The organism is Nocardia nova (assembly GCF_002933465.1).
GTDB classification, from domain to species: domain Bacteria; phylum Actinomycetota; class Actinomycetes; order Mycobacteriales; family Mycobacteriaceae; genus Nocardia; species Nocardia nova_B.
In genome coordinates this window covers 57,611-73,262 of the sequence record NZ_PSZE01000007.1, presented here as the reverse complement: position 1 = coordinate 73,262, position 15,652 = coordinate 57,611, and the positions used below count along the sequence as shown (strand labels likewise).

At 67.2% G+C, this 15,652-nt stretch carries 14 protein-coding genes; 11 read left to right on the top strand and 3 right to left on the bottom strand.

The window, feature by feature from the left end; translation table 11 throughout:
- Window positions 1-27: 27 nt before the first annotated feature.
- Both C5E41_RS10695 and C5E41_RS10690 read right to left on the bottom strand, forming a co-directional pair.
- Window positions 28-528, bottom strand: coding sequence for a DUF3830 family protein (locus C5E41_RS10695; RefSeq protein WP_104375668.1), 501 nt, complete (start codon window positions 526-528; stop codon window positions 28-30).
- Window positions 529-563: 35 nt separating this feature from the next.
- Window positions 564-1,805, bottom strand: a complete 1,242-nt coding sequence (locus C5E41_RS10690) for an aspartate aminotransferase family protein (RefSeq protein ID WP_104375667.1) — start codon at window positions 1,803-1,805, stop codon at window positions 564-566.
- A 149-nt stretch (window positions 1,806-1,954) separates the two neighbouring features.
- On the opposite strand from C5E41_RS10690, the gene C5E41_RS10685 reads away from it, so the two are divergent.
- The 7 genes from C5E41_RS10685 (at window position 1,955) to C5E41_RS33795 (ending at window position 8,500) form a co-directional block, all read left to right on the top strand.
- Window positions 1,955-3,430, top strand: a complete 1,476-nt coding sequence (locus tag C5E41_RS10685) for an NAD-dependent succinate-semialdehyde dehydrogenase (protein WP_104375666.1) — start codon at window positions 1,955-1,957, stop codon at window positions 3,428-3,430.
- A complete protein-coding gene (locus tag C5E41_RS10680) occupies window positions 3,430-4,491 on the top strand; it encodes a tartrate dehydrogenase (RefSeq protein ID WP_104375665.1) in 1,062 nt (353 codons plus the stop codon). Before C5E41_RS10685 ends, C5E41_RS10680 begins: the two co-directional genes overlap by 1 nt.
- A gap of 343 nt (window positions 4,492-4,834) precedes the next feature.
- Window positions 4,835-6,013: an NAD(P)/FAD-dependent oxidoreductase gene (locus C5E41_RS10675; RefSeq protein WP_104375664.1), complete on the top strand. Its 1,179-nt coding sequence runs from the start codon at window positions 4,835-4,837 to the stop codon at window positions 6,011-6,013.
- Window positions 6,010-6,906, top strand: coding sequence for an RNA polymerase sigma factor SigJ (gene sigJ / locus C5E41_RS10670; protein ID WP_104375841.1), 897 nt, complete (start codon window positions 6,010-6,012; stop codon window positions 6,904-6,906). The genes C5E41_RS10675 and sigJ overlap by 4 nt, the downstream gene beginning before the upstream one ends.
- 396 nt (window positions 6,907-7,302) lie before the next feature.
- Entirely contained in the window at window positions 7,303-7,785 is a 483-nt protein-coding gene (locus tag C5E41_RS34970) for an NAD(P)H-binding protein (protein ID WP_258080883.1), read from the top strand.
- Entirely contained in the window at window positions 7,707-8,129 is a 423-nt protein-coding gene (locus tag C5E41_RS35930) for an NAD-dependent epimerase/dehydratase family protein (protein WP_368854140.1), read from the top strand. The genes C5E41_RS34970 and C5E41_RS35930 overlap by 79 nt, the downstream gene beginning before the upstream one ends.
- 68 nt (window positions 8,130-8,197) lie before the next feature.
- Window positions 8,198-8,500: a hypothetical protein gene (locus C5E41_RS33795; protein WP_181063195.1), complete on the top strand. Its 303-nt coding sequence runs from the start codon at window positions 8,198-8,200 to the stop codon at window positions 8,498-8,500.
- 430 nt (window positions 8,501-8,930) lie between these two features.
- Here C5E41_RS33795 and C5E41_RS10655 read toward each other — a convergent pair whose 3' ends face one another.
- Window positions 8,931-9,626 (bottom strand): metal-dependent transcriptional regulator, encoded by a 696-nt coding sequence (locus C5E41_RS10655; protein ID WP_258080911.1) that lies wholly within the window; start codon window positions 9,624-9,626, stop codon window positions 8,931-8,933.
- Between the two features lie 394 nt (window positions 9,627-10,020).
- Between C5E41_RS10655 and C5E41_RS10650 the strand changes: the two genes are divergently transcribed.
- The 4 genes from C5E41_RS10650 to C5E41_RS10635 all read left to right on the top strand — a co-directional run bounded on the left by C5E41_RS10650 (window position 10,021) and on the right by C5E41_RS10635 (window position 15,652).
- Window positions 10,021-11,004: a bifunctional riboflavin kinase/FAD synthetase gene (locus tag C5E41_RS10650; protein WP_104375663.1), complete on the top strand. Its 984-nt coding sequence runs from the start codon at window positions 10,021-10,023 to the stop codon at window positions 11,002-11,004.
- Window positions 11,005-11,196: 192 nt separating this feature from the next.
- The gene (rpsO, locus tag C5E41_RS10645) at window positions 11,197-11,466 is read left to right on the top strand and encodes a 30S ribosomal protein S15 (RefSeq protein WP_040720363.1); all 270 of its coding nucleotides are present in this window, start codon (window positions 11,197-11,199) and stop codon (window positions 11,464-11,466) included.
- A gap of 405 nt (window positions 11,467-11,871) precedes the next feature.
- Window positions 11,872-14,157 (top strand): polyribonucleotide nucleotidyltransferase, encoded by a 2,286-nt coding sequence (locus C5E41_RS10640; protein ID WP_104375662.1) that lies wholly within the window; start codon window positions 11,872-11,874, stop codon window positions 14,155-14,157.
- Between the two features lie 178 nt (window positions 14,158-14,335).
- Window positions 14,336-15,652, top strand: coding sequence for a M16 family metallopeptidase (locus C5E41_RS10635; protein WP_104375839.1), 1,317 nt, complete (start codon window positions 14,336-14,338; stop codon window positions 15,650-15,652).

Sequence of the window (15,652 nt, the reverse complement as noted above, 5' to 3'; positions counted from 1 at the left end):
CCGCGTGGTCGCTCCTGCCAGGTGCCGCTACTGCGACGCCCGCGTGAAGGACAGTGTTTCGCCTTCCACGCCGCGTAGCCACAGCGCGTTGCACACGGTGGCCAACTCCGGCAGTCCCTCCTCGATGGTCGCGAACACATTGCCCGGCACCCAGCCCATATCGCCGTTGATCAGCAGATTGTTGCGGTCGTAGAACAGTGCCAGGTCGGTGGCGCCCTGCGCGTCGTGCGCGGCCGAGCCCGGTTCGTACCCGTAGGCGGGATTGCCGATCTCCCACGGCTCGAAGTCGAACAGGCAGACGTCACCGGGAATCGGTGTGACCGTGGGGTTTTCGCGATGCGGTGCGGCGGTGATGCGCGGCACCAGGGTGTACACCTCGTTGCGGGCGTATTTGGCGTGGAACGCGTCGCCCTCCTGCGGCAGCGCGTCCCACACCGCCGCGCAGGTGCGTGGGGCCAGCTCGTCCAGCAGTCGCGCGCGAGCCCGCACGCCGGCCTTGGTGAGGGTGATGGTGAGGTATCGAGCCATCGAGATCTCCTGTTCCGCTCGGGGCGTGGGTATCGCTACAGCTCGTCCAGGACGCCGGTCCACAGCGCCAGCGCCTCGTCGACCTGTTCCGCGGTCACGATCAGGGGCGGGATCATTCGCACCACGTTGCTGTAGGCCCCGCAGGTCAGCAGGAGCAGGCCGCGCTCGGCGGCCAGCCGCTGGGCCGCCGCCGCCGTGGCGGTGTCGGGTTCGCCTGCCGCCGTGGTGAATTCGCTGCCCACGAGCAGGCCCAGGCCGCGCACATCGCCGATCGCCTTGGTGGCGCGGGTCCGGGCGCCGGCCAGCAACTGGTCGCCTCGTGCGGCGGCGTTGTCCACCAGCCCCTCGGATTCGATGACGTCGATCGTGGCGACCGCGGCCGCGCAGGCCACGGCATTGGCGCCGTAGGTGCCGCCCTGTGATCCCGGCCAGGCCTTGGCCATCAGCTCCTGCGGCGCGGCGATTCCCGAGAGCGGAAATCCGCTGGCCAACCCCTTGGCGATGGTGATGACATCGGGCCGTACGTCGAAATGCTGGTGCCCGAAGAACTTTCCGGTGCGGCCGAACCCGGTCTGGATCTCGTCGAAGATCAACAGGATGCCGTGCCGGTCGGCGCGCTCGCGCAGGCCCTGGAAGAACCGGGTGTTGCCCGGGATGTAGCCGCCCTCGCCGAGCACGGGCTCGACGATGAAGGCGGCCGTCTCGGCCGGCGCGGTGAGCGTGGTGAGGAGGTAGTCGAGCTCGCGCAGGGCGAAATCGGTCGCCTCCTCCTCCGACCAGCCATAGCGGTAGGCGGTGGGGAACGGCGCCACGTGGACACCACCCATGAGCGGGCTGAAGCCGGCCGAGAAGCGGGTTCCGGAGGTGGTCATGGTCGCGGCGGCGACCGTGCGGCCGTGGAAACCGCCGTGGAACACAACCACGTTGGGACGGCCGGTGGCCTGCCGTGCCAGCCGTAGCGCCGCCTCCACCGCCTCACTGCCGGAGTTGGCGAAGAACACCGAATCCAGGTGGACGGGTAGCACATCGGCGAGTCGTTCGGTCAGTTGTAGCAGCGGCCGGTGCATGACCGTTGTGTACTGGCCGTGGATGAGGCTGCCGATCTGTTCGCGCGCGGCCTCGACCACTCGCGGATGGCAGTGCCCGGTGCTGGTGACACCGATCCCGGCGGTGAAGTCGAGATACCGGCGACCGTCGGTGCCGTACAGGTAGCAGCCCTCGCCATGGTCGACGGTGACCGGCGTGGCCTGCCGGAGAACGGGGGAAAGTGCAGTCATGGTGATCCGCCTCCCGGCGACGGGAAATCCGGCGCGGTGACGCCCGGATTCTTATTGTCGGATTGTTGACAATGTGTATAACATGACCGCGATGGTGACGGCAATGACAGCGCTGATCCGAGATGCTGTTCCGAGCTGAGGAGCGAGCGATGACGCACACCGTGGCGGAGTCGGACGCGGCGACGATCGCGGCGATCGAGAGCGTGCCGACCGGACTGTTCATCGGCGGCCGATGGCGCGAGACGGCAGCGCGGCTGGCGGTCGAGGATCCGGCGACCGGGCAGACCTTGACCACCGTGGCCGACGCCGGGCCCGACGATGGCGTCGCGGCGCTGGCCGCGGCTGCGGCGGCGCAGGACGCGTGGGCCGAAGTACCCGCGCGCATCCGGTCCGACATCCTGATGCGTGCCCACCGGGCCTTGCTCGACGACACCGACCGGCTCGCTCGCATCGCCACCGCTGAGATGGGCAAGCCGCTGGCCGAGGCGCGCGGTGAGGTCGCGTACGCGGCGGAGTTCTTCCGCTGGTTCGCCGAGGAGGCGGTGCGACTGGACGGCGGATACATGCCGGCGCCCGCAGGCGGTTCGCGTTTCGTGGTGGCGCGCCGGCCGGTGGGGCCGAGCATCCTGATCACCCCGTGGAATTTTCCGATGGCGATGGCGACCCGCAAGATCGGCCCGGCGCTGGCGGCGGGCTGTACATGTGTGGTGAAACCCGCCGAGCAGACGCCGCTGTGCACGCTGGCGATCGCCGAAATACTGTCCGCCGCAGGGGTTCCCGACGGTGTGGTCAATGTGGTGACCACTTCCGATCCGGCGGCGGTGACCGGCGCGATGATCGCCGACTCCCGCTCGCGGAAGCTGTCGTTCACCGGATCGACCGCGGTCGGAAAGATACTGCTGGAACAGTGCGCGAAATCCGTCATGCGTACCTCGATGGAGTTGGGCGGCAACGCACCCCTGATCGTGTTCGACGACGCCGATCTGGACACCGCGGTCGAGGGTGCGCTCGCGGCGAAGATGCGCAACATCGGTCAGGCCTGCACCGCGGCGAACCGGATCTATCTGCACCGCGGCATCGCCGACGAATTCACCCGCCGCTTCACCGAACGGATGGCGGCCCTGCCGATGGGGCGCGGCGCCGATCCTGGCGTGGTGGTCGGACCGCTGATCGACGCCGCCGCGGTCGCGAAGGTGTCGGAACTGGTCGCCGATGCGCGCCGGCGCGGCGCCACCGTCGTGCTCGGTGGAACCGCCGTCGAAGGGCCCGGATACTTCTATCCGCCCACGGTGCTGACCGGTGTCCCGGACGATGCCGCGATGTTCGGCACCGAAATCTTCGGTCCCGTCGCGGGTTTGGCCGTCTTCGACACCGAGGACGAGGTGATCGAACGCGCCGACGACACGCCCTACGGTTTGGTGGCGTACGTGTTCACGGAGAATCTGCGGCGTGGATTGCGGGTGAGCGAGGCGCTCGACACCGGAATGGTCGGACTCAATCAGGGAGTCGTGTCGAATCCGGCGGCGCCGTTCGGCGGGGTGAAGGAATCGGGACTCGGGCGCGAGGGCGGCTTCGCCGGCATCGACGAATTCCTGGAGACCAAATACATCGGTGTGGCACTGTGATGCCGATGTATCGCATTGCCACCATTCCCGGCGACGGTATCGGCGTGGACGTCACGGCCGAGGCGGTCAAAGTGCTCGACGCGGCGCTGCCCGGCATCGCCTGGACCGAATTCGACTGGTCCTGTGAGCAATATCTGCGCACCGGCGCGATGATGCCCGAGGACGGTCCGCAGCAGCTGGCGGATTTCGACGCGATTCTGCTCGGCGCCGTGGGATTTCCGGGTGTCGCCGACCATATTTCGCTGTGGGGCCTGCTGATTCCGCTGCGCCGCGCCTTCGGACAGTACGTCAATCTGCGGCCGGTCCGGCTGCTGCCCGGCACCGAGTCGGCCCTGCGCGGCCGCAGCGCAAAGGATCTCGACATTCTGATCGTGCGGGAGAATTCCGAGGGCGAGTATTCCGCGATCGGCGGGATGCACAATCCTGGGCGGCCGGACGAATTCGTGGTCCAGGAATCCATATTCACCCGCATCGGGTGTGAACGCATCATCCGGTACGCGTTCGAGCAGGCGCGCCGACGCGACCGGAAACTCTGCTCCGCCACCAAATCCAACGGCCTCATTCACTCGATGCCGTACTGGGACAGCGTGTTCGAACGGATCGCCGCCGAGTATCCGGACGTCGAGACGCGGCAGATGCACGTCGACGCGCTGGCCGCCGAGATCGTGCTGCATCCGGATCGGCTGGACGTGATCGTCGGCTCGAATCTGTTCGGCGACATCCTCTCCGACCTCGCCGCCGCCGTGACCGGCGGGCTCGGGCTCGCGCCGTCGGGAAATATCAATCCCGCGCGCGACGCGCCGTCGATGTTCGAGGCGGTGCACGGCAGTGCGCCCGATATCGCGGGTATGGGGATCGCCGATCCGGTGGCGCAGATCCTCGCCGGCGCGATGATGCTCGACCATCTGGGCGAATCCGCGGCGGCCGCGGCCGTCGACCGCGCGGTCTGCGATGTGCTGGCCGCGGGGGAGGTGCTCACCCCGGATCTGGGCGGTACGGCGACCACCGCCGAACTCGGTACCGCGATAGCCGAGCGAGCCGCGGCACCGGTCACGCATTAGTGTTCTGCGTCTGAAATCCGTTGGCTCATTGCGGAGTTCGGTGGTGGTGAGGACTGGGAGGCCGAGGTCGGGGGCTCGATCACCCAGACGTTGTATCAGACGCAACATAATCGCATCTGGTATCCCGACGGGTTGGGCTTCAACGCCCGATCGGCACCCAAATCGGCTGAAGTCCTGGCAACCCGGCCCGGCGCGACGGTCAGCCGGCCCGGCCGGTGCGGGAGGGGCTCAACTTCGCCGGCCACATCGTGCCCGCGAACCCGCACACGGATAAGGCCGCCGACAGTGATGTAAGTCACAGTAGAGAGTGTCACGTTTCGATTCGCGGCGGTGTCTGGAGGGCATGATCGAAAAGCAAACACATCATCGGGTTGTCGTCGTCGGCGGGGGATACGCCGGAACGCTGGCGGCGAACCGGCTGCGCATGCGCGACGACATCCGCATCACCCTGGTCAATCCCCGCCCCGAATTCGTGAACCGGGTCCGGTTGCACCAGTTCGTGGCCGGAACCGGCGAGGCGACGATCGATTACCGAACGCTGCTCGGAGAGGGCATCGACCTGGTCGTCGACAGCGCCACCCGCATCGACACCGCTGGTCGCACTGTACGCCTGGCTTCCGGCGACGTACTCGAATACGACTACCTCGTCTATGCCGTCGGCAGCACGGCGGCGATTCCGCCGGTGCCGGGCGCGGCCGAATTCTCCTTTCCTATAGCCGAATTCGAATACGCACGGCGGCTGCGTACCAAGCTCGCCGTACTGCCTGTCGAGGCCGCAATCACCGTGGTCGGCGGCGGGGCGACCGGTATCGAGACTGCCGCCGAACTCGCCGAACAGGGTCGTCGGGTTACCTTGGTTTGCGGCGGGGACCTGATGCCGTCGCTCGGCGCGCCGGCGCGTCGCTCGGTCGCCAAGTGGCTGTCGCGGCACACTGTCTCAGTGCTCGAGGGCGAGCGGGTCAGCGAGGTGCTGCCGGAGGCGGTCGAATTCACCAGTGGCAGAAAACTTCCGAGCGCGTTAACAATCTGGACCACAGGTTTCGGTGTTCCACAGCTGGCTGCCCAGAGCGGTCTGCGAACTGACGCGCTGGGCCGGTTGCTGACCCACGAAAATCTGACCAGCATCGACGACGATCGGATCGTGGCCACCGGCGACTGCGCGGCACCATCGGATTCTCCGTTGCGGATGTGTTCGCAGGGCGCCGGAGCCCTCGGCGCCTCCGCTGCGGACACCGTGCTGAGCCGCATCGCGGGAAGTGAACCTGCGGCGCTCAATGTGGCGCTCACCGGAGTGTGCGTGAGCCTCGGGCGCCGCGTTGGCATCCGCCAGCTCGCCGGCAAGGACGACGTTTCGGTGAAATTCTTTCTCGGTGGCTGGGCAGGCGCTCGGATCAAGGAATTCACTTGCAATATCGCGGTGGATAAGATCCGTCGCGAGGCGCGCAAGCCGGGATCGTTGGCGTGGGTGAAGGGCGGCCCGCGCCCGGAACCGGCGTCGGTGCCGGCGGTCGAGTCGGCATGAGTACCGATGAGCACGCCGAGCGATTCACCGTGTTGCGGCCGCTGCTGTTCACCATCGCGTACGAGATCCTGGGCTCGGCAACCGAATCCGACGACGTGCTGCAGGACAGTTATCTGCGGTGGTCCGCGGTGGAACTCTCGACGGTGCGCGATACCAAGTCCTATCTCGCGCGGCTGGTGACCCGGCAGGCGCTCAACGCGGTGCGTGCGGGCAGCCGCCGACGCGAGGACTACATCGGCCCATGGCTGCCCGAACCGCTGCTCCTCGACGAGCACGACGTGTCGGCCGACGTCGTACTCGCCGAATCGGTGTCGATGGCGATGCTGGTGCTACTGGAAACCCTCGGACCCGACGAACGCGCAGTGTTCGTGCTGCACGAGGTTTTCGGATTCGGCTACGACGAGATCGCCACGGCGGTAGGGAAATCGGTGGCCGCGGTCCGCCAGGTGGCGCACCGCGCTCGCGAGCACGTACACGCACGGCGTAAACGTTTCGAACCTGTCGATTCGGCGGAGATCACGCGCGTCACCGAACAGTTCCTGTCCGCGGCGGCGACCGGGAACACCGCCGGTTTGCTCGCCCTCTTAGCGCCTGACGTCACTTGGACCGCTGACAGTGGCGGTAAGGCACTCGCGGTGCGTCATCCGGTCGTAGGTGCCGAGGCTGTGGCGGAATACGCCCTGCGGCTTTTCGAGAAGACCAGGAATAGGCCGGGACTGCGGGTCGAGACGGTCAATTGCAACAACACCCCGGCGCTGGCCATCTATGAAAACGACGTCCTGCGCGGCATCTACGTATTCGACATCTGCGACGGGAAGATCACCGATCTCTACGTGATCCGGAATCCGGACAAACTGGCAACGGCCGCGGTCCGCCGGAGAATCAGCAGGTAGGCGCCGCGCTGCGGTAAGTCGACGTGCCGGGAGGTTTCCTCATCACTCAGCCCGCGACTGAGTCGGTACCGGCCGGTTGCCTTGCCACTACTTGCCGGTTGAGAGGCGGCGCCGCAAAGTTTGGCGAATACCCTGATGACTCACGTATCGAACGACCACTTGCATTGGGTAGCAAGCCGATTGCGACAAGCGGTCCGCTCCGTCGGTGCCGCCGTCTCGTGGAGGTCTTAGAAGTAAGTCTTCATGAGAACGGCCACAGTGGAAGACAGCGCATGATTTGCGAAAGACTGTGTCGCAGGTCACTTGACAACCGTGTCACGGATGAGCGCGCTCGCCCGTCCTCTCAGTGTAAAAGATCCTCGGCCTAGCGCCAGAGAAGAGCAAGGAGGACATGTTATGCGAGTATTGGTGGCCGGAGCTACCGGTGTGATCGGCCAGAGTCTCGTGCCGCTACTGGCGGCGATGAACCACCCGGTGGTCGGGCTGGCGCGTACGCAAGAAAGCGCACAGCGGCTTATCGGCCAAGGCGCTGAGGCGGTCATTGCGGATGCGCTCGACGCTGATGCGGTCTTGCGGGCTGTGAAAGATGTGCGGCCGGACGCGATCGTGAACATGCTAACGGCGATTCCCTCCGAGTTGAACCCGAGGAAACTCGCTTTTCAGTTCGCCACGACAAACCGATTGCGGACCGAGGGGACGCGGAATTTGGTTTCGGCAGCGGATGCCGTTGGGAATGCACGGATTGTAAGCTCGAACGGGCCACCGTCGCAGCTAATGGTGTCGTCCTTCGGTTCGGTCATTTGTACGGCCCTGGCTCGATCTATGCTCCGGACGGCTCATTCGCCGGGCAGGTCAGGGCAGGCAAGGCTCCGCTGGTAGGCGGTGGGCACTCAGTCTTCTCGTTCACTCATGCTGAAGATGCGGCAAGGGCTGTCGTTGCGGCGCTTGACCGCTCGCACGTTTCAGGAGCGCTGAATGTTGTGGACGACTCGCCGGCGCCGTTGTCGGATTGGCTGCCGCGGTATGCGGAATTGGTAGGAGGGCCGAAGCCGAAACATGCGCCTGCGATGCTGGCCAGACTCGCAGTCGGTAGTTGGGGCGTCGCATTTATGAACGAACTGCGTGGCGCTGACAATGCTCGCGCGCGGCTCCGGCTCAATTGGCGGCCGCGTTTTATCTCATTGGCCGATGGTTTTATTGCGGACCAGGCCCAGGCGGATTAGAGCTCCTATCGGGTTCGGTTGCTGAGTCGTCGCCAGCAGGTCAGGGCGGCGGCGAGGTCGAGGAATCCGTGGTGGATGTCGGTGGCCCGCGCGGCGGCGAGTTCGTTTTCGCCGATCCGGCCACCCAGGGCGAGCCCGACACTGCTACCGCGAACGAGACCCGCCTCTACGGCCCGGCCATCGCCAGATCATGGAATCGGCTGCACCCCGGGCTTACCCACTGCTCGTCCTGGGGCGCACGGACCGCAACGCTGCCCGTCATCGAGGGCACTGTGATCCGGCTCGACGTCGCACCGCCTGCCGAGTGGGGCAATTCCGAAACCGGTGTGGTTGTGGCACTCGGTCGTCGATCTCGACGCGGACATGGTTGATGTGTTGTGGCAGGCGTTCCTGCGCCGTTTCGATATCGAGGACACCTTCCGCATGCTCAAAACAGACCCTGGGCTGGACCAGCCCCAAGCTAGGCGACCCGGCTGCGGCCGACCTGTGGACCTGGCCGCCTACACCCAGCTCCGCCCGGCGCGCAGCCTCGCCGCCGACCTGAGACATCCATGGGAGAAACCTGCTGCCCCGCAACGACTTACACCAGCGCGCGTCCGACGCGGGTTTAGGCACCTCCGGTGCGAACATCGCCTGTCCCGGGCTGTGCCGAAACCCTCACGACCCGGCCCCGGGGCGACCGCCCGGTCACCGCAACCAGCACCCGGCACCCCGCTACGACGTGCACATCAAGACACACAGCAACACGCAAGCATCGAAACCAGCCGGGCCACGGGCCACGCCGAAGAGCATAAACTCGAGCTAGGGGTGGAGATCCGCCGTGTCGGTGGCCGGTCGGGAGGTCAGCCAGATCGCTTCTGCCGCAGGGCTTCCCAGATCGATGGTGTGCTCGCCGATCCGCACCGCGATGGTGCCGGCGAAATCGCGCCGCTCCACCACGGTGATCACGGTGTCGAGCGCGATGCCGACGGAATCGAAATACCGCAGCATCGCGGGATCGAAATCGGAGATGCGCGCCACCCGGCCGGATTGTCCGGCCTGGAAGTCGCTGAGCTGATGGGCGGGCGGTGTGGGGACCGCACCGTCGACGGAGGGGATCGGGTCGCCGTGCGGATCGCGATCGGGATGGCCGAGTTTGGCGTCGATGCGATCCACCAGGGTTTCCGACACCGCGTGCTCGAGCACCTCGGCCTCGTCGTGCACCTCGTCCCAGCCGTAGCCGAGCTCGCTGACCAGGAACGTTTCGATCAGCCGATGGCGGCGCACCATGGCGACCGCGGCCCGGCGGCCGTTGTCGGTCAGCGTGATGGCGCCGTAGCGAGCGTGTTCGACCAGGCCCTGATCGGCGAGTTTGCGCACCGCCTCGGACACCGTCGACGCCGACACGCCGATCCGCTCGGCCAGCAGTTTGGTCGACACCTTCTCCTGCGACCACTCCTGCGCACTCCAGATGACCTTCAGATAATCCTGGGCGACCGACGACAGCGAGGGGGCCACATTCGCCGCGCGCCCGGCCGCACCCGCATCGGGAGACGCCTGTGACGCAGCGGAATCTGCCAGCTCACGCCGGGTGGCGACATCACGTTTTCCGGGCACGTATCGAGCTTAGCGGGGGCGGCGTTGCGGCCGGAGGAGGCAGCCTGCGTAACCACGGAGGCTGCCGCTGCCCCCGCCATCGGGCCCAGCGGGGGCGGCGTTGCGGCCGGAGGAGGCAGCCTGCGTAACCACGGAGGCTGCCGCTGCCCCCGCCATCGGGCCCAGCGGGGGCGGCGTTGCGGCCGGAGGAGGCAGCCCGCGTAACCACGGAGGCCGCCGCGTGTGGGTGACGGTCGGGTGAACAACAGCCCCGCCGAATCCCGGTTCGTGACCGTGCTTGCGTAGGCTTCGGTGTGTGCAGAGATGGCGAAGTCTCGAGGAAATGCCACCGGACTGGGGTCGGTGTGTGCTCACCATCGGCGTGTTCGACGGTGTGCACCGCGGTCACGCCCAATTGATCAGCCGTGCGGTGAAATCCGCTGCGGTGCGCGGTGTTCCCTCGGTTCTCATGACCTTCGACCCGCATCCCATGGAAGTGGTGCGTCCCGGATCGCATCCGGCGCAGCTCACCACGTTGACCCGACGCGCGGAGCTGGTCGAGGAACTCGGTATCGATGTGTTCCTGGTGATGCCGTTCACCCAGGACTTCATGAAGCTCACCCCCGGCCGTTACGTGCACGACCTGCTGGTCGAGAAGCTGCACGTCGCCGAGGTCGTGGTCGGCGACAACTTCACCTTCGGCAAGAAGGCGGCCGGCACCGTCGAGACCATGCGCGAGCTGGGCGGCCGGTTCGGCTTCGAGGTCGACGGTGTGAAGCTGGTCGGCGAACACGCGGTCACCTTTTCCTCCACCTACATCCGAGCCTGCGTCGACGCCGGTGACATGGCCGCGGCCGCCGACGCGCTCGGCCGCCCGCACCGGGTCGAGGGTGTCGTCGTCCACGGCGACGGCCGCGGTCGCGAACTCGGCTTCCCGACCGCCAACGTGGCTCCGCCGATGCATGCGGCGATCCCGGCCGACGGCGTGTACGCGGGCTGGTTCACCGTGCTGGCCGCGGGTGAGACGGTCGGCGTCACACGCCCGGGCAAGCGGGCCATGGCCGCGATCTCGGTGGGCACCAATCCGACCTTCTCCGGCCGGACCCGCACGGTCGAGGCCTTCGTCCTGGACACCGAGGCGGATCTGTACGGCCAGCACGTCGCCGTGGACTTCGTGCAGCATCTGCGCGGTATGCGCCGGTTCGACTCGATCGACGATCTGGTGCGGGCGATGGGCGAGGACGTCGAGCAGACGCGGCAGGTGCTGGCCGCCGCCGAGGCGAGCGACGCCCAGCGCTGAGCGAATCCGCCGGTCGAACGGGTGCCCTGCGTGGGGGTGGGCCGCGCGGATCGAGGTCCGGATCTGCCCGATTCGGCCCGGCGTGCGGCGATCCGGTAGGCTGGCTCGTCGGGTCTGCTGCGGTCCGCGGTGGCGCCCGGCCGGGATTTCCCGGTTTCCTCGAGCGCGGACTGAGAATCAAGGAGTGAATTCGTGGCTCTGACCACCGAGCAGAAGGCGGCCATCCTCAAGGAGTACGGCCTGCACGAGAAGGACACCGGTTCGCCGGAGGCCCAGATCGCGCTGCTGTCCAAGCGGATCTCCGACCTGACCGAGCACCTGAAGGTGCACAAGCACGATCACCACACCCGCCACGGCCTGCTGGGCCTGATCGGTCGCCGCCGGCGGCTGTCGAAGTACCTGCAGGACAAGGACATCGAGCGCTACCGTTCGCTGATCGAGCGGCTCGGACTGCGGCGTTGATCTGCTCGCGCCCGCACGGACGCGAGACAGACGCGCTGACAATCACAGGTAGTTAACGCGCAGCCGATGGGGAGGCATAGAATCTCCCCGTCGGCTAGTCGTATATCGGCACCGCACCAGCCGTATGCACCCGCACGCGTGGCGTCGGTCTTCGGTAGTGGCCTTTCGGCGAGAGTTGCCGGCGGGCTTCGATCGATGACCGCCTCCGCGTCGCCGGTTCCATGGGGGATCGGCCGGGTGTCGCGCCACAGTCAGGAGGGCTGTCGCGCGCCCGAACCCGGGTACGGCTGCCCGCGCGCAGACAAGCCGCTGCCTCCGGGCAGGGATGAAACAGCGCAGGGACACCCAGCCGGATCGCGCCTGGACGGCGTTCGATCCGGCGAGACGAGAGGTTGAGACAGAAATATGACCGAATCCCAGACGAGCTCCGCCATCGAGGTCGAACCCGGTGTGTTCGAATCGGTGGCCCTGATCGACAACGGGAGCTACGGCACCCGCACCGTCCGGTTCGAGACCGGGCGTCTGGCCAAGCAGGCCGCCGGCTCCGTCGTCGCCTACCTGGACGACGAGACCATGCTGCTGTCGGCCACCACGGCCGGTAAGCACCCCAAGGACCAGTTCGACTTCTTCCCGCTGACGGTCGACGTCGAGGAGCGGATGTACGCCGCGGGTCGCATCCCCGGCTCGTTCTTCCGTCGTGAGGGCCGCCCCTCCACCGACGCGATCCTGACCTGCCGCCTGATCGACCGTCCGCTGCGCCCGTCGTTCGTCGACGGCCTGCGCAACGAGATCCAGGTCGTGGTCACGGTGATGAGCCTGGATCCCAAGGATCTCTACGACGTGGTCGCGATCAACGCGGCGTCGGCCTCGACTCAGATTGCGGGACTTCCGTTCTCGGGTCCGGTCGGCGGTGTGCGGGTGGCCCTGATCCAGGGCGAGTGGGTCGCGTTCCCGACCGTCGAGCAGCTGGAAGAGGCCGTCTTCGACATGGTCGTCGCCGGCCGCGTGGTCGAATCCGGTGACGTCGCGATCATGATGGTCGAGGCCGAGGCGACCGAGAAGGTCATCGCGCTGGTCGAGGGCGGCGCCCAGGCGCCGACGGAAACCGTTGTGGCCGAAGGCCTGGAGGCCGCGAAGCCGTTCATCGCGCGGTTGTGCAAGGCGCAGGCCGACCTGGCGGCGCTGGCCTCCAAGCCCACCGAGGAGTTCCCGCTCTTCCCGCCGTACGAGGCCGACGTCTACACCGCCGTCGAGGGCACCGCGAAGAACCCGCTGGGCGAGGCGCTGTCGATCGCCGGCAAGCAGGAGCGCGAGGAGCGCATCGATGAGATCAAGCTCGAGGTGCTCTCGGCGCTGACCGAGGACTTCGAGGGCCGCGAGAAGGAGATCGGCGCGGCGTTCCGCTCGGTCACCAAGAAGCTTGTGCGCCAGCGCATCCTGTCCGACGGCTTCCGCATCGACGGTCGTGGCCTGGCCGACATCCGGGCGCTGTCCGCCGAGGTCGCCGTGGTGCCGCGGGCACACGGTTCGGCGCTGTTCGAGCGCGGTGAGACCCAGATTCTGGGCGTCACCACCCTCGATATGGTGAAGATGGCCCAGCAGGTCGATTCGCTCGGCCCGGAGACCAGCAAGCGCTACATGCACCACTACAACTTCCCGCCGTTCTCCACCGGTGAGACCGGCCGCGTCGGCTCGCCCAAGCGGCGCGAGATCGGCCACGGCGCGCTCGCCGAGCGGGCGCTGGTGCCGGTGCTGCCGAGCCAGGAGGAGTTCCCCTACGCCATCCGTCAGGTGTCGGAAGCGCTGGGCTCCAACGGATCCACCTCGATGGGTTCGGTGTGTGCCTCCACGCTGTCGCTGCTGAACGCGGGTGTGCCGCTGAAGTCCCCGGTCGCCGGTATCGCCATGGGTCTGGTGTCCGATGAGGTCACCGGCGACAACGGTGAGTCGGAGACCCGCTACGTCGCGCTGACCGACATCCTCGGCGCCGAGGACGCCTTCGGCGATATGGACTTCAAGGTCGCCGGTACTCGCGACTTCGTCACCGCGCTGCAGCTGGACACCAAGCTCGACGGCATTCCGTCGAAGGTGCTGGCGGGCGCGCTGAACCAGGCTCGCGACGCGCGCCTGACCATTCTGGACGTGATGGCCGAGGCCATCGCCACCCCGGACGAGATGAGCCCCTACGCGCCGCGCGTCACCGCGATCAAGATCCCGGTCGACAAGATCGGCGAGGTGATCGGGCCCAAGGGCAAGGTCATCAACCAGATCACCGAGGACACCGGCGCCAACATCTCCATCGAGGACGACGGCACCGTGTTCGTTGGCGCGACCGACGGCCCGTCGGCGCAGGCCGCGATCGACGCGATCAACGCCATCGCCAACCCGCAGCTGCCGAAGGTCGGCGAGCGCTTCCTGGGCACGGTCGTCAAGACCACCGCCTTCGGCGCGTTCGTCTCGCTGCTGCCGGGCCGCGACGGTCTGGTGCACATCTCGAAGCTGGGCAACGGCAAGCGGGTCGGCAAGGTCGAGGACGTGGTGAACGTCGGCGACAAGATCCGCGTCGAGATCGCCGATATCGACAACCGCGGCAAGATCTCGCTGGTCCCGGTGTCGGAAGAGGAGAACGCGCAGACCGCTGCTCCGGCCGCCGACGAGGCTCCGGCTGCAGCCGAGGCCGCGGCCGAGTAAATAGTTGGATGTGACGAAGAAGAAGTCCTCGGCGCGCGCCCCGAAGCCCTCGGCTTCGACACGCGCGCCGGGCAGCACAGCTCGCGCGCCGAAGACGAAGCAAGCCCCGCGCGCGAGGACTCCGGCGAAATCCAGCGCCGACGCCCCCTTGCTCGCCCTCGAGCAGGGGGGCGCTTCGCTGGTCCTCGCCGAGGACGGTTCGTTCTCCGACAGCGGAGTGCGGCGTACGGTATTGCCCGGCGGCCTGCGGGTGGTCACCGAACATGTGCCCGGCGTGCGATCGGCGTCGATCGGTGTCTGGGTGGGCGTGGGCTCACGCGACGAGGGGCCCACGGTGGCCGGTGCCGCGCACTTCCTGGAACACCTGCTGTTCAAGGCGACTCCGACTCGTACGGCGCTGGACATCGCCGAGGCCGTCGACGCGGTTGGCGGCGAGCTCAACGCGTTCACCGCCAAGGAGCAGACCTGCTACTACGCGCATGTGCTGGACGACGACCTGCCGCTCGCGGTCGATGTCGTCTCCGATGTGGTGCTGAACGGGTTGTGCCGTCCGATCGATGTCGACGTGGAACGTCAGGTGGTGCTCGAGGAGATCTCGATGCGCGACGACGATCCCGAGGACCTGGTCGGCGATTCGTTCCTGACCGCGCTGTTCGGCGACCATCCGATCGGGCGGCCGGTGATCGGCACCGTCGACTCGATCGAGCAGATGACCGCCGCGCAGCTGCGCGGGTTCCATCTGCGGCGCTACCGTCCGGATCGGATGGTGGTGGCGGTGGCCGGCAACATCGAGCACGAACACACCGTGGAGCTGGTACATCGCGCGTTCGCCGATCGGCTCGATCCGTCGCGGGAACCGGCGCCGCGCCGCGAAGGTCATTTCCGCAAGCGCACGTCACCGCAGCTGCACTGGACCTACCGCGACAGCGAACAGGCTCATCTGGTGTTCGGTGTGCGCGCGTTCGGCCGGCACGAAGGGCATAAGCGCTGGCCGTTGTCGGTGCTGAACACCGTGCTCGGTGGCGGGCTCAGTTCCCGTCTCTTCCAACGGATCCGAGAGGAACGCGGTCTGGCGTACTCGGTGTATTCCAGCGTCGACACCTTCGCCGACACCGGCGCGTTCTCGGTCTATCTGGGATGTCAGCCGGAAAACCTCGGCGAGGTCACGACATTGGCGCGCGAGGTCCTGGAAGATGTTGCCGCCAACGGGATCACCGATGCCGAATGCGCCCGAGCCAAGGGATCGCTGCGCGGCGGACTGGTGCTGGGCCTCGAGGATTCCGGCTCCCGGATGAACCGCATCGGCCGCAGCGAACTCAGCTACGGCAACCACCGCAGCGTCTCGGAGACGCTGGCGCGCATCGACGCCGTCACCACCGCGGAGGTTTCCGCGATCGCCCGCACCCTGCTGGCGCGGCCGTACGCGGCCTCGGTGGCGGGGCCGTATCGGAGGATGCGCGACTTGCCCGGTGCGGTGAAGCGCTTGGCGGACTGA

Coding starts and splice junctions, on each gene's coding strand:
- C5E41_RS10695 (WP_104375668.1), bottom strand. CDS start 528: ATGGCTCGATACCTCACCATCACCCTCACCAAGGCCGGCGTGCGGGCT.
- C5E41_RS10690 (WP_104375667.1), bottom strand. CDS start 1,805: ATGACTGCACTTTCCCCCGTTCTCCGGCAGGCCACGCCGGTCACCGTC.
- C5E41_RS10685 (WP_104375666.1), top strand. CDS start 1,955: ATGACGCACACCGTGGCGGAGTCGGACGCGGCGACGATCGCGGCGATC.
- C5E41_RS10680 (WP_104375665.1), top strand. CDS start 3,430: ATGCCGATGTATCGCATTGCCACCATTCCCGGCGACGGTATCGGCGTG.
- C5E41_RS10675 (WP_104375664.1), top strand. CDS start 4,835: ATGATCGAAAAGCAAACACATCATCGGGTTGTCGTCGTCGGCGGGGGA.
- sigJ (WP_104375841.1), top strand. CDS start 6,010: ATGAGTACCGATGAGCACGCCGAGCGATTCACCGTGTTGCGGCCGCTG.
- C5E41_RS34970 (WP_258080883.1), top strand. CDS start 7,303: ATGCGAGTATTGGTGGCCGGAGCTACCGGTGTGATCGGCCAGAGTCTC.
- C5E41_RS10640 (WP_104375662.1), top strand. CDS start 11,872: ATGACCGAATCCCAGACGAGCTCCGCCATCGAGGTCGAACCCGGTGTG.